The organism is Pseudomonas sp. P4_C1, from assembly GCF_056402155.1.
On the sequence record NZ_JBFUHY010000062.1, the window covers coordinates 16,678 to 30,058 of the forward strand.

The following is a 13,381-nucleotide window of genomic DNA, read 5'->3' on the forward strand; positions in this document are numbered from 1 at the left end:
CCTCAAAAACGGTTCGTTTAGTTTCGTAATTAACTAAATTTTTTTTGACTCATGCCGCCTTTAGGCGACTCACCGGCATAACCACAAATGTTGCTGACGAACTGGCGACCAGCACTTCTCGCTGAGGGTCATGAAGTTCGGCTCTGGCGAATGCAATCTGACGACCCACACGCTCAACTGTTGCCTTTGCTTTCAACAACGACGGTTTCGCAGCCGCCTGCATATTCACCGTAATACTGGTAGTGGCACAGGTTTGCCCGCAGGGCAGCATGCTGAGCACTGCAAAAGCCATGGCATAGTCGAGCATGGTCATCAAGGTGCCACCGGCTATAACACCATTTCCCTGAATGGCTGTTACTGGCGCTTCGAAACTGAGTTCGATAGCTCCAGGGCGGCCATGAACCAACCGAGCGCCAAGCGCACTTAGTCCAGCAGTCAATTCAAACGGGATGTCGAATTGGGCCTCTGAAATAACACGTTCCAAAAAGGCCCGATCTGGATTGTCATCGATCGTTTGCATAATACGTTACCTCAACCTGGATAACTGATGCACTTCTGCCGCTGCTCACCCAGTCCGGCAATGGTGCCAACCATAATATCGCCGTCGCGCAAGAAACGATTGTAATGAGTTCCATTGCCTGCAGGGGATCCGGTACAAATCACATCACCTGGCAATAGCTTTGCGTACTTCGAGATGTATGCAATTTGTTGTTCAATTCCAAAAAGCATATCTGCGGTCGTCTCATCCTGCATTGTTTTGCCGGACACTGTCAGTTGCATCGAGAGGTTGTGTGGATCTTCAACGAACTGCTTGGGAACCAGATACGGACCAAGCGGAAGAAAGCCTGGCTGCCCTTTCGATCTCAGCCAGTCGGTACCGAGCATCTTGTAGTCAGTGCGTGGAATCAGGTCACGAGCCGAGATATCATTGATGATCGTATAACCGGCGACATAATCCATGGCCTCTTCCGCCCGGATATTGTACCCCTCCTTGCCTATCACTACGGCCAATTCCAACTCCCAGTCCGGCTTGCTGGTAGTGGGTGGAAGTACCAAGTCCTCATAGGCACCCGAAATTGCAGAGACTGGTTTGGTGAATACATAGGGTTCTCCATTAGCCACCCTCTGATCCATCATATCTTCGGCCCACTTCCTCAGTTCTTCCTTGCTCAGCCCTTCTGGTCCGACATTTGAATCAACGGTCAAATCCACTACATGCTTTCGATAGTTTGCGCCTGTGCAGAACACTTGCCGCGGCAGGTCAATCGCAGGGCGAAACGTGAGTTGATCTTCATTATACCAAGAGGAAGTAGTGGCTTTACTCACAATCGATTCGAGCGCGGCGCAACTGGCATCCCAGTTTTCCAGTAGCGACAGCACATTTTTTTCTCGGAGAATATCAACCCCGAACTCCTCAGCCACACTGCTGACTGGAACAACTTTTCCGTCGACAACCAGACCAGCAAAGCGGTGCTGCGGATTGGTTTTTAAAGAAAATGTACCGAGCGAGAACTTCTTCATGTGCACCTCCGAATTATTGTAAGAATGAGCCGTCGACAATTTGCTCATAGGTAAAATCCGCGCCGGGTAACCCAAGCAGCGCTCTCTGTCCAATAAGAAGTTCAATTCCCTCGCGAGAAGGCGTCAGAGTTCCAGGGAATGTATTCACCAGTGCTGTCACTGCTTCGACAGGCATGCCAAGTACCTCCAAAGCCTCTGTCAGCTTTGCCGTGTCGCCAGGTAGGGTCGTTAGCGTTGCGTTGAGGATGCGTACCCACGCTTTCAGCGCTTCATTCGCATGACTCACCGATTTCCTCACGACCAATCCTTGACCTGGAAAATTGGCAAATACATCCTGAATTGTTGCAATTTTCTTGAGTCCCCGCTGAACCGCCATGGTGTCGAACGGCGGCCCGAGCAAGGTCGCATCACCCTCCCCCGCAACAAGAGCCGTAAACCGCTCACGCACCCCGCCAACGGGTGTCAGGCGATAGTCGTCAGCACCGAGTCCTGCTTCCTTGAGTAGCGCTCGAAGGGCAATGACAAAACCGTTCTCGGGGGCATCCACCAGAATGTTGGCACCGCGCAAATCCGCAGGAGCTGACATGGCCGAGGAGCCGACCAGTTGTAACGGCGTGGTGGTTTCAATCTGAGCAATCACCACGAAGTCTTGTGGACCTTGCCGGCGGTTCCAGTGCAGAACGTTGTCGATCGACGTTACGACCGCGTCGACCTCTCCTGCACACAGTGACGAGTACTGCTCATCAGACGATTGAGTCATCGAAGACTCGAGGCGCAAATCTGCCGGCATTTGCCACGAGGCTGCTACCGCAATGGCAGGAGGGACAAACCACATCACACGCAGAGAGTCGTTGGACATTTTTTGTTCTCGTTGAAAGTACTCTATATATAAAACTATACGTATCGTTTTGTCAACGAGCCTACCTATGCTTGATAAACCCGCCAGAGGGCGGGTATTACAGGTCTAACACCATACGAGGCGTCTTGCTTCCTGAGCAGCAGACAAAGACAGTCTTGCCCGCCTGCTTTTCTGCCTCGCTGAGAATTGAATCGCGATGGTCTGGCGTGCCCTCCAGCACCCGCACCTCACAAGCACCACAGATGCCTTCGCGACAGGAATGCATCACCTCTACACCGTTTTCAATCAGCGCATCGAGTATGCTTTTGCCCTGCTCCATCTTGAGGGTCTTCCCGGTCTTCGCCAGTACGATCTCATACCCACCCGATGTCGCGGCTTCCTGCAGCGGTATAAAGCTCTCGAAGTGAACTCTGCTATCAGCGATGGAAAGCGCCTTTGCTTGCTGAGAATAGGCCTGAATCATCCCCGCAGGCCCGCAACAATAGTAATGCCGGGTTCCATCATCACCACGGAAAACCTCCTGGATGTGAGCGACGGTAGCCTCGACGTCGTACCCCAACAGCAACTGGACCTTGTCCTGGGTGATGTGACCTTGCATCGCGTCGATCAACGCGGCGTGGTTAACACTGCGAGCGAAGTAATGCAGCTCCCAGTCCATGTTTTTGCTATTCAAATGCTGCGCCATACACCAAAGCGGCGTAACCCCTATCCCACCCGCGATCAGCACAGAACGGTGCTCGCCTTCAGAGAGGGGGAACAGATTTCTGGGCTCACTGACCTGCAACCTGTCCCCGGGACGCAAGCGTTCGTGAATCATGATCGATCCACCACGACTTTTAGGGTCTTTGGCTACCGCTATGACGTAACGATTTCTCTCGGACGGTTCGTTTAGCAAGGAGTAACTGCGCAGAGGAATAGCCTCCGCAATGACGTCAATGTGGGCCCCCGGAGTAAATGCAGGAAGCGTCACGCCCTCCAGCCCTTTTAGCTCATACGCCAGTACCCCATCTGCCTCATGGGTGACTGATTTGATGTACACCTGGAATGTGTTTGGCATTTCGCAACCTAGCCCGAACCATGGATTGTTATTGGAGCGTTCGGCCGCCAGCTCATCAATCTGACGGCCTAACGGGCTCAGAGATAAGTCATTCTGCGTTCTTGACGCACCTGCTCCGTGTAGTCCTGAATGACGGTCCCAACAGGAATCATGTCAGCCAACGCCCTCAATGAACGGTAATCGCTCGCTTGCGCCTGGATGCTGTCTTCATTGGCTTCCGATTGGCGGATCCGCTCCATCAATTCACGCCGTAAACGGACAATTGCGAGATCCCCGCTACCCAGAAACTCCCGTGTCCGATCGACGATGGGAATGCTCTCCGCAACGGCATAATCCTCAAAAATAACGCCCGGAACACCTGTCCAGCTCCGACCGGCACGCATTGCTTCGCGATCTTGCCCATAGTTGGAAAGACCTTGGCGGGACGCTGCGAAGTTGTCGTCGGATTCATCGGTACCGAGTAGCGCGAAATCCGGGAGATTTTCATCGATAGGTTGGCGCGAATCCCAATAGACGTACCACTGAAGACTGCGCGTATTGTTGACTGGCACCACGATGATCAGAAAACCCGCTTCTTGTTCGGTGGTACCAATGAACGCGGTCGCCGGTGCTACGAACTCGGTAACCCGAAGGTAGTCCTGCTCCTGACCAGTGGTGCGCAACGAATACGACCGCAAGCCATACGGCTTGCTTTCCAGCGTGTACTTGGGGGTGTCGTTGCCAGTGACGAGCTGAAGCCCAGCTTGGGGAAGCTCCGGGTTCGCCGTGGTGTCATGGTGCAGCAGTCCGATATGGGCCGAGTCCATCAACGTTTCGACGTTTTGCAACCAGTTCGCTTCGTTATAGGAAGCCCGCGGTCTGGCGTGCTTACGATCAAAATAGGTGAATGCATAGTCGGTGAAGGCCGGCGCTTCACCCTCCCCCAAGTACACCCAAACAATACCGCCACCCTCGCGAACCTCGAACCCCTGACCCTTTACCTTTTTGCAAAAAGTCTGGTCTTTCTCGGTTGGCATTTTGGTGCAGTTGCCCTGCGTGTCAAAACTCCAACCATGGAAGATGCAAGTCAGACGGTTACCTTCATTTCGACCCAACGCCAGCGAAACGCCGCGGTGTGGGCACGCCTCATGAAGGAATCCGACATGGCCATCATCTGCGCGAAAGGCGACATATTTTTCGCATAGCAATTCGACACGTTGCGGCGTGCCTCCCGGCTCAAGCGCCTCACTGCGCAGTGCAGGAATCCATTGCCGTTTCCAATACCTGTGCAGAGGTGTGCCAGGGGAAACGTCCGTCAGCAGGCGGTTCTGTTCAGCGGTCAGCATAGCGAGTCCCGTTCTTGTTTTTTAGAAGAGCCGCAGCCAGGCGGCCAAAACTATCTTAATAAAGAAGTATCTCAATTATTAAGATAGTTTTAGGCTATGCTCACCTTTACCGATCGTCAAGAAAATTCGTTACCATGTTAACGCTTTACGATGAACGCTCCGTCGGCCTCAATGCACTTGGGTTCATCGCCTCAGCAGCGCCATAGCTGCAGGGCACACCTGGTTCGCACTGAGGTATGATCACCTCAAAGCCACCTGATGGATTTTGCATGAACGATTTATTGTTTCCTGCCGCCAGCCCTGAGGCCGTGGCGCAAGCGTGGCGTAACGAACGTCCGGATCTGGATCACCATGGATTGGCGATTACTCTCCGAATCCGAAGCCTCGCCATGTTGATCGATCACCACATTGAGGTAATCGCGGACGACCTTGAACTGGGAATGAAGGATCTCATGCTGCTGTTCGCTTTACGGCGAAGCGGCCCGCCTTACTGCATGCGCCCTACCGATGTCTTTCGTCTGCTGAAGGTGACGTCAGGCGCTGCCACCTATCGAGCGGACAAATTGGTAGAACGCGGCGTCGCCAACCGGATTCCCGATCCACGTGATCGCCGAGGTCAATTGATTCAATTGAGTGAGGAAGGAATGCGCTTGGTTGATGTCGCCATCACCCGCCTGGCGGAATCAAGCTCCAAATGCCTCGCTTCGCTCGATAGCGAAGAAGGTGAGCTTGATCAGATTGGCCATCTACTGCACTCGCTGGAAGCCGGGTGGATGGAGATTACTCCCCTCAGTGAAAACCCGCTCGCACGCTCTGACGATCCCAGTCTGTGATGAGCACTTCATGACTGCGGATGTCGCCGATTTGAAAAAGCAGCCAGCCCTTTTCAGGGCTTAATCTTTTTAAGATCCTCGAGTAGCTCGAGCAATTTCTGCAGTTTCTTCTCACCAAACTGCCGCTGGATCTCGAGGTAATTGCGCTCCATCCCCTCGCTCATCGACAAAAAGCATTCATGTCCTTGCTCAGTCAGATTGAGGAAAATGCGTCGCTGATCTTCAGCCGATTTCCTGCGAATAACCAGGCCGTCGCGCTCCAGGCGCTTGAGTACACCGCTCATGCTGGGTTTGAGAATACAGGCCTGATGTGCCAACTGGTGGCTTTCAAGTTCGCCCTGTTGGCGCAAGATTCGAATGACTCGCCACTGCTGCTCGGTCAAGTCATGATCGTTAAGGCCAGGACGGAAAAACGTCATTACCGCTTCGCGAGCCTGGAGCAAGGTGAGTGTCAAGGAAGGTCTGGGATTGGACATTTTGATTGGGCTATGTGAACAAGCCAACAGCTTACGGTTGGTGCTTCAGCAGCGCAACCGCCTGGAAATCGGCCGCACACCTGTGTCCAGAAACAAACACGATTCAGCCGCAAAAAAACACAAGTCGTTAGCGAAAACCCGAATGTCGCTGGCGATACTCTCCTGGTGTCATTGCAGCATTGCGCTGAAAAAAACGACTGAAATACGCCGGGTCCCTGAAGCCCAGCAGGTAGCATATTTCATTTGCCGAACTGCCCGTGAACAACAGCAGACGCTTGGCTTCCTGCATGACTCTTTCGAACACCAAGCGCTTGGATGGCAAATCGGCAATACGTCGACAGACGTCGTTAAGCCGCGCTTCGGTAACACCAATGGCCTGCGCATAACGGCCAAGCGCCCAGTGCTCCAGATAATGCTCTTCAATCAGCGCATTGAATCGATGAAAGATCTGCAAGTCTTCACGTCGCGTGGGCGTCGCTTCGAGAGGGTTTGCGCACAGCCGTAATACGCTGACCATGATCAGTCGAGTCAGGCTTAACACCGCTGCACTGTGACCGGCGGCCCCACTGTTCATCTCCCCTCGCAGTTCTTCGAATAGAAATGTCAGTCGCCGCGCTTCGCTTTGCAGCTCAGGCCTCAGGTGATCAAGCGCCACACAAGCAGGGGGCAGTTGCGGACCCAGTGCCAGCCCGGGATCGCTTTCGATCAATTGCCAGATCAACTGCTGGCGAACGGTAAGCACGTGGCCGTCGCTGTCCGCCTCCGTCACGAAAGAATGGGGAATCGTCGGTGGGGTGAGAAAAAACATGGGACCCGACTCGACGTACTGCTGATCATCAAGATAGACCCTCACCGTTCCGCTCTTGACGTAATGCACCTGGAAAAATCGATCATGGCGGTGCACTGGCATGTTGCGCCCAAAGAAACCCGCCAGGTTGCCGAGCTTGTCGTAATGCACCTCGCTATCGCTGTAGCGCTGATCGTAGACCTGGCCGATGTTGATGTTAGGAATTGGATACCGATCGCTCATCACACACTTCTCATTTTTCTTAGTCCCGACATCCCCCGCCCCCCCATGGTGCACCCGTTGCGAGTAAATCGCCATGAACGATAAGGTGCTTGACGATCATTAACATATTAACTATAACGATAACATGTTAACAATAATCAGGCCGGACACCTCCAGTCCCGCCACTGCCAGGAGAGAAGCATGAGCCATGCCTTGCATGACATTGCGACCGGCACCCTGCTCGGTGTAGCGCTGAACTACCAGGGATTGCTGCTGAAGCGCCTTTCTGAATTCGAGCAGCCGCCGTATCAAAAGCTGCCTGTCAAACCGGTTCTGTTCATCAAGACGCCGAATACGCGCAACGTACATGGCGGCGCCGTGGTGCATCCCGGTGCAGGAGTTTCATTGCAACCTGGCCCGGCTCTGGGGGTGGTGATCGGCAAGGATGCCAGTCGAGTCAGTGTTGACGAGGCGATGAATCACGTTGCTGGCTATGCCATCGTCAACGAATTCAGTCTTCCGGAAGAGAGCTATTACCGCCCTGCCGTGAAAGCAAAATGTCGCGATGGTTTCTGCGCCATCGGCCCTGAATTTGTACCGCGCGAACAGCTTGCCAATCCGCATGACTTGACCCTGCAACTACGAGTCAATGGCGAGCTTCGACAGGAAGACTCCACCGCAAACTTCGTACGCAAGATTCCTCAGCTGATCGCCGAAATCAGCGAGTTCATGACCTTGTATGCCGGAGATGTGTTGATCACCGGGACACCTTCGGGTCGTGTCGATGTCCTGCCAGGTGACCGCGTAGACGTAGAAATCCAGGGTCTGGGATGCCTGACCAATGTCATCGTTGCCGAGCAGGAGGGCACCGTATGAAACACGCTCGTATCCGATTCGAAAGCCAAATACATTCCGTCACGGTTGATGCAGACAACATCGTGCATCTGAGCGATGGCCGCTCCCTCAGTGAAGACCAGGTCGAGTGGCTGCCGCCGGCCCATGGCAACATGTTTGCCCTCGGCCTGAACTATGCCGATCACGCTGCCGAACTCGCCTTCGCGCCGCCAACCGAACCTTTGGTGTTCGTTAAATCAACGGGCACCTACACCGGCCACAATCAGATCACCTGGAGACCTGACAACGTTGCCTACATGCACTATGAGTGCGAACTGGTTGCGGTCATCGGCAAGCCTGCGCGCAACGTCAAGCGTGAAGATGCGCTGAGCTATCTGGCGGGTTACACCGTATGCAACGACTACGCGATCCGCGATTACCTGGAAAACTACTACCGCCCTAATTTGCGGGTAAAAAACCGTGACGCCACGACCCCGGTGGGTCCCTGGATTGTCGATGTTGCAGATGTCCCCGATCCGGGCAATCTGAAACTGCGCACCTGGATCAATGGTGAGCTTCGCCAGGAAGGCTCGACCAAAGACATGATCTTCGACATTCCTTACCTGATCGAATACCTGTCCAGTTTCATGACCCTGCAGCCCGGCGACATGATCGCCACCGGTACGCCGGAAGGCCTTGCAGACGTAGTTCCAGGCGATGAAGTGATCGTGGAGGTCGAAGGTGTTGGTCGCCTCGTTAATCGAATTGTCAGCGAAGCGGATTTTTTCTCCGCACGTAAAGAGGCTTGAGCAATATGATCAAACATTGGATCAATGGCCGTGAGGTCGAAAGCAAAGATACCTTCACCAACTACAATCCAGCCACCGGCGAAGCGATTGGTGAAGTGGCCAGCGGCGGTGCCGAAGAAGTTGCACAGGCGGTGGCGGCAGCCAAGGAAGCCTTTCCTAAATGGGCCAATACACCGGCCAAAGAGCGCGCACGACTCATGCGCAAACTTGGCGAACTAATTGAGCAAAATGTTCCACACCTGGCCGAGCTGGAAACCCTGGACACGGGCCTGCCGATCCATCAGACCAAAAACGTGTTGATTCCGCGCGCTTCGCACAACTTCGATTTTTTCGCCGAAGTCTGCACCCGCATGGACGGCCACAGTTACCCGGTCGACGACCAGATGCTCAACTACACCTTGTACCAGCCGGTGGGCGTTTGCGGCCTGGTGTCACCCTGGAACGTGCCGTTCATGACGGCAACTTGGAAGACAGCACCGTGCCTGGCACTGGGCAACACTGCCGTGCTTAAAATGTCCGAGCTGTCGCCGCTGACGGCCAACGAACTGGGTCGCCTGGCCGTCGAAGCCGGCATTCCGAACGGTGTGCTCAACGTCATCCAGGGCTATGGTGCGACTGCCGGTGACGCGCTGGTCAGGCACCCGGACGTACGAGCGATCTCCTTCACCGGCGGCACTGCCACCGGCAAGAAAATCATGCAAACCGCCGGCCTGAAAAAGTATTCCATGGAACTGGGCGGCAAGTCCCCGGTGTTGATCTTTGAAGATGCCGACCTGGAGCGTGCCCTCGACGCGGCGTTGTTCACCATCTTCTCGCTCAATGGCGAGCGCTGCACCGCCGGTAGCCGTATCTTCATTCAGGAAAGTGTTTACCCGCAGTTCGTGGCYGAGTTCGCGGCACGTGCCAAACGCTTGATCGTCGGTGATCCGCAAGACCCGAAAACCCAGGTCGGCTCGATGATCACCCAGGCCCACTACGACAAGGTCACCGGCTACATCAAGATCGGCATCGAAGAAGGCGCCACCCTCCTCGCTGGCGGCCTGGAACGTCCGGCCAACCTGCCAGCCCACTTGAGCAAAGGTCAGTTCATCCAGCCGACGGTGTTCGCCGACGTGAACAATAAAATGCGCATTGCCCAGGAAGAAATCTTCGGTCCGGTAGTGTGCCTGATTCCGTTCAAGGATGAAGCCGAGGCCCTGCAACTGGCTAACGACACCGAATACGGCCTGGCGTCCTACATCTGGACCCAGGACATCGGCAAGGCGCATCGTCTGGCCTACGGCATCGAAGCCGGCATGGTATTCATCAACAGCCAGAACGTGCGTGATCTACGTCAGCCGTTCGGTGGCGTGAAAGGTTCCGGTACCGGGCGCGAAGGTGGCCAATACAGCTTTGAAGTTTTCGCCGAAATCAAGAACGTCTGCATTTCCATGGGCAATCATCACATCCCTCGCTGGGGATTGTGAGCAGCCGATAGCCGCTGCTGAAGGCTGCGATGAGGCGCGCATCAGCTCATCGCGGTTCTCACTGGCCGCTGAATTGAATCGACAAGAATAATTTCAGGAGAATCATCATGGGCGAAGTCGTCCTGGCAGCAAAAGTTTGCCATGTACCGTCGATGTACTTGTCCGAACTGCCGGGCAAACACCACGGCTGCCGTGCTGCAGCTATTGCAGGGCATAAGGAAATAGGTCGTCGCGCGCGTGAGTTAGGTGCCGACACCGCCGTCGTGTTCGACGTGCACTGGCTGGTGAACAGCGGCTACCACGTGAACAACGGTGAGCATTTCAGTGGTGTTTACACAAGCAATGAACTACCGCATTTCATCAAGGACATGGTTTACCACTACCCAGGCTGCCCGGAACTCGGACAACTGATCGCAGAGGAAGCCAACGCGGCCGGGGTGCGCACGCTGTCGCATAACATCCCGAGCCTGGAACTGGAATACGGCACCCTGGTGCCCATGCGCTACATGCACATGGATGTACCTGCAGCCGAAAAGCTCAAGGTGATTTCCATCGCGGCCTGGTGTGCCTGGCATCGTCTGGAAGACAGCTTCACTTTCGGCGCCGCCGTACGCCGCGCAATCGAGAAGAGCGACGGCAAAGTCCTGGTGCTGGCCTCCGGTTCTCTGTCACACCGTTTCTCTGACGATCGCGAAGCGGAAGCCAACATCCACAACTGGACGCGCGAATTCGACAAACAGGTCGACATGCACGTGGTCAAGCTGTGGCGTGAAGGTCGATTCAAAGAGTTCTGCGCGATGCTTCCTGATTACGCCGAACACTGCTTCGGCGAGGGCAAGATGCACGACACCGCAATGCTCTTGGGTCTGCTGGGCGGACCGGACTACAACAAGCCGGTCGAAGTCCTCACAGAGCCCTTTGGCAGCTCCGGAACCGGCCAGATCAACGCCATTTTCCCGCTCTGAATTTCGCTCAAGCGGCAGGGGCGCGCCCGCCGTTCAGCGCAACTGCCTACCAGGAGGGCACATGCCGCATTTTATTGCTGAATACACCGACAACATCGAGCTACAGGCCGACTTGCCGGGCCTTTTTGAAAAAGTCCACGCGACACTGGGGGGCAGCGGTGTATTTCCGCTGGGGGGTATCCGAAGCCGAGGCGTTCGACTGGATACGTGGCGCATGGCCGACGGTAAACACGATTACGCCTTCGTCCACATGACGCTGAAGGTTGGCCATGGCCGCGACCTGGCGACGCGCCAACAGGTCGCTGAAAAGCTGTTCGAAGTCATTACCGCGCACTTTGCTCCGCTGCAGGCGGAACGTCTGCTGGCGCTGTCGTTTGAAATGATCGAGCTGCACCCCGAGCTGAACTTCAAGCTCAACAACGTGCATGCCTTCCTCAAGCAGCAGGCGAATTAGCAAGCCCTCCCCCCCCCCCAACGGCCACTCTCACAAAAAGTACAAAATCATGAGCATAGCCACTTCCGCTACACAGCCTTTGAGCGATGCCTCAATGTCCACCCACCGCACAGTGACTTGGCGGCTGATGCCACTGCTGCTGGTGTGTTACCTGTTTGCTCATCTTGATCGGATCAACATTGGTTTCGCCAAGATGCAGATGGGCGCCGACCTGCAGTTCAGCGATACCGTCTACGGCTTTGGTGCGGGCCTGTTCTTTGTTGCCTACGCGATGTTCGGTGTCCCCAGCAACATCGCTCTGGATCGCATCGGGCCACGACGCTGGATCGCTTTGTTGATGGTCGTCTGGGGGACCCTGTCGACCAGCATGCTGTTGATCGAAAACGCTGAGGGTTTCTACGCGTTGCGCTTCTTGCTCGGCGTCGCCGAGGCCGGATTTTTCCCAGGCATTTTGGTGTACCTGAACCGCTGGTATCCGGCCAGCAGGCGCGCACAAGTAACCGCGTTGTTTGCCATTGCCGTGCCGCTGGCCGGGGTCGTCGGTGGCCCTCTATCGGGCGGTATCCTGCAAGGCTTTCATGATGTTGGGGGCCTGCGTGGGTGGCAGTGGATGTTCCTGATTGAAGGCGCGCCAGTCGTGCTTCTCGGCTTGCTGGTACTCAAGGTGTTGCCCGACAACTTCGAGTCAGTCAGCTGGCTCAGCAACCAGCAGAAAGACCAACTGCGCAACCAACTGGCTAGCGAAGAGCAACGCAAATCCATCATCTCGTTCGGCGGAATACTGCGAGATCCTCAGGTCTGGCTGCTGGTGGGCATCTATTGCGCGGTCATGTTGGCGGTCAACACACTAGCTTTCTGGATGCCTACACTGATTCACAGCTCCGGGATTGGCAGCGATGGCAAGGTCGGCCTGCTCAGTGCTCTGCCCTATCTGGCAGGCTGCGGTTTCATGATCGCCTGCGGACGCTCATCGGATCGGCGCCGCGAACGCCGGTGGCACTTGAGTGTGCCATTGCTCATGTCAGCCCTCGGTATCGCCGTAGCCGGACTTTTGCCTGACGATCCCTTCATGGTAATCGGCGGATTGGTGATTGCCGGTATGGGCGCGAGCGCCGCACTACCGATGTTTTGGCAGCTGCCTCCCGCATTCCTGTCAAACAGCACCCAGGCGGCGGGCATCGCCTTGATCAGCTCTCTGGGAAGTATTGCCTCGTTTCTGACACCCAATCTGATTGGCTGGATGCGTGACACCACCCACAGCGCCAGCCTTGCCCTCTACGTCCTCGCGACCTTGATCGTCGCAGGCGCCTTCCTGGTGCTGCGCACGCCTGCCGCCATCGTCAATCCTCATTAAGAGATCCACGTCATGCTCGATCAAGAATTCATCCAGCAAGCCGCTGCTCAACTGGACAACGCCGAACGCTCTCGTGAGCAAGTCGGGCAGTTCTCCCTCGCGCATCCACAGATCACCATCGAAGATGCCTATGCCATTCAGCGAGCCTGGGTGGCGCAGAAAATAAAGAACGGACGCAAGCTGGTGGGGCACAAGATTGGCCTGACCTCTCGGGCCATGCAGGTTTCATCAAACATTACAGAACCGGATTACGGGGCGTTGCTTGACGACATGCTGTTCGACGAAGGTACCGATATCCCCTTCAACCGTTTTATCGTGCCGCGCGTTGAAGTGGAGCTGGCATTCATTCTTGGCAAGCCGCTCAAAGGCCCAAACGTCACTATTTTCGATGTACTGGATGCTACCGAATGGGTGATCCC

Annotated in this window: 15 protein-coding genes; 8 read left to right on the forward strand and 7 right to left on the reverse strand. The window is 55.3% G+C overall.

What is annotated here, in order from left to right:
* Positions 1-49: 49 nt before the first annotated feature.
* The 5 genes from AC1DU9_RS23220 to AC1DU9_RS23240 form a co-directional block, all read right to left on the reverse strand.
* Complete coding sequence (locus tag AC1DU9_RS23220) at positions 50-520, reverse strand: PaaI family thioesterase (protein ID WP_477810847.1); 471 nt, start codon at positions 518-520, stop codon at positions 50-52.
* Between the two features lie 11 nt (positions 521-531).
* Positions 532-1,521: a fumarylacetoacetate hydrolase family protein gene (locus AC1DU9_RS23225; protein ID WP_223514718.1), complete on the reverse strand. Its 990-nt coding sequence runs from the start codon at positions 1,519-1,521 to the stop codon at positions 532-534.
* A gap of 13 nt (positions 1,522-1,534) precedes the next feature.
* The gene (locus tag AC1DU9_RS23230) at positions 1,535-2,380 is read right to left on the reverse strand and encodes an ABC transporter substrate-binding protein (protein ID WP_477810848.1); all 846 of its coding nucleotides are present in this window, start codon (positions 2,378-2,380) and stop codon (positions 1,535-1,537) included.
* A gap of 97 nt (positions 2,381-2,477) precedes the next feature.
* The gene (locus AC1DU9_RS23235; protein WP_223514713.1) at positions 2,478-3,437 is read right to left on the reverse strand and encodes a PDR/VanB family oxidoreductase; all 960 of its coding nucleotides are present in this window, start codon (positions 3,435-3,437) and stop codon (positions 2,478-2,480) included.
* A 77-nt stretch (positions 3,438-3,514) separates the two neighbouring features.
* Positions 3,515-4,762: a Rieske 2Fe-2S domain-containing protein gene (locus AC1DU9_RS23240; RefSeq protein ID WP_223457542.1), complete on the reverse strand. Its 1,248-nt coding sequence runs from the start codon at positions 4,760-4,762 to the stop codon at positions 3,515-3,517.
* 269 nt (positions 4,763-5,031) lie between these two features.
* Between AC1DU9_RS23240 and AC1DU9_RS23245 the strand changes: the two genes are divergently transcribed.
* On the forward strand, positions 5,032-5,595 hold the full coding sequence (locus tag AC1DU9_RS23245) for a MarR family winged helix-turn-helix transcriptional regulator (RefSeq protein ID WP_223514710.1): 564 nt from the start codon (positions 5,032-5,034) through the stop codon (positions 5,593-5,595).
* Between the two features lie 53 nt (positions 5,596-5,648).
* On the opposite strand, the gene hpaR is transcribed toward AC1DU9_RS23245, so the two are convergent.
* Positions 5,649-6,071 carry a homoprotocatechuate degradation operon regulator HpaR gene (gene hpaR / locus AC1DU9_RS23250; protein ID WP_223457538.1) on the reverse strand — a complete coding sequence of 141 codons (423 nt, stop codon included), beginning with the start codon at positions 6,069-6,071 and terminating at the stop codon, positions 5,649-5,651.
* 127 nt (positions 6,072-6,198) lie between these two features.
* The gene (gene hpaA / locus AC1DU9_RS23255) at positions 6,199-7,101 is read right to left on the reverse strand and encodes a 4-hydroxyphenylacetate catabolism regulatory protein HpaA (protein ID WP_223514707.1); all 903 of its coding nucleotides are present in this window, start codon (positions 7,099-7,101) and stop codon (positions 6,199-6,201) included.
* A gap of 180 nt (positions 7,102-7,281) precedes the next feature.
* Between hpaA and AC1DU9_RS23260 the strand changes: the two genes are divergently transcribed.
* From AC1DU9_RS23260 to AC1DU9_RS23290, 7 genes are all read left to right on the forward strand, one after another.
* Positions 7,282-7,956, forward strand: coding sequence for a fumarylacetoacetate hydrolase family protein (locus tag AC1DU9_RS23260; protein ID WP_223514704.1), 675 nt, complete (start codon positions 7,282-7,284; stop codon positions 7,954-7,956).
* Complete coding sequence (locus AC1DU9_RS23265) at positions 7,953-8,723, forward strand: fumarylacetoacetate hydrolase family protein (RefSeq protein ID WP_223457534.1); 771 nt, start codon at positions 7,953-7,955, stop codon at positions 8,721-8,723. The genes AC1DU9_RS23260 and AC1DU9_RS23265 overlap by 4 nt, the downstream gene beginning before the upstream one ends.
* A gap of 5 nt (positions 8,724-8,728) precedes the next feature.
* A complete protein-coding gene (gene hpaE, locus AC1DU9_RS23270) occupies positions 8,729-10,189 on the forward strand; it encodes a 5-carboxymethyl-2-hydroxymuconate semialdehyde dehydrogenase (protein ID WP_223457533.1) in 1,461 nt (486 codons plus the stop codon).
* A 107-nt stretch (positions 10,190-10,296) separates the two neighbouring features.
* Positions 10,297-11,154, forward strand: a complete 858-nt coding sequence (hpaD, locus tag AC1DU9_RS23275) for a 3,4-dihydroxyphenylacetate 2,3-dioxygenase (RefSeq protein WP_223514701.1) — start codon at positions 10,297-10,299, stop codon at positions 11,152-11,154.
* Between the two features lie 61 nt (positions 11,155-11,215).
* Positions 11,216-11,608 carry a 5-carboxymethyl-2-hydroxymuconate Delta-isomerase gene (locus AC1DU9_RS23280; protein ID WP_223457532.1) on the forward strand — a complete coding sequence of 131 codons (393 nt, stop codon included), beginning with the start codon at positions 11,216-11,218 and terminating at the stop codon, positions 11,606-11,608.
* A 49-nt stretch (positions 11,609-11,657) separates the two neighbouring features.
* On the forward strand, positions 11,658-12,962 hold the full coding sequence (locus AC1DU9_RS23285) for an MFS transporter (RefSeq protein ID WP_223514698.1): 1,305 nt from the start codon (positions 11,658-11,660) through the stop codon (positions 12,960-12,962).
* 12 nt (positions 12,963-12,974) lie between these two features.
* A partial coding sequence (locus tag AC1DU9_RS23290) for an FAA hydrolase family protein (protein WP_477810849.1) occupies positions 12,975-13,381 on the forward strand: 407 nt, incomplete at its 3' end.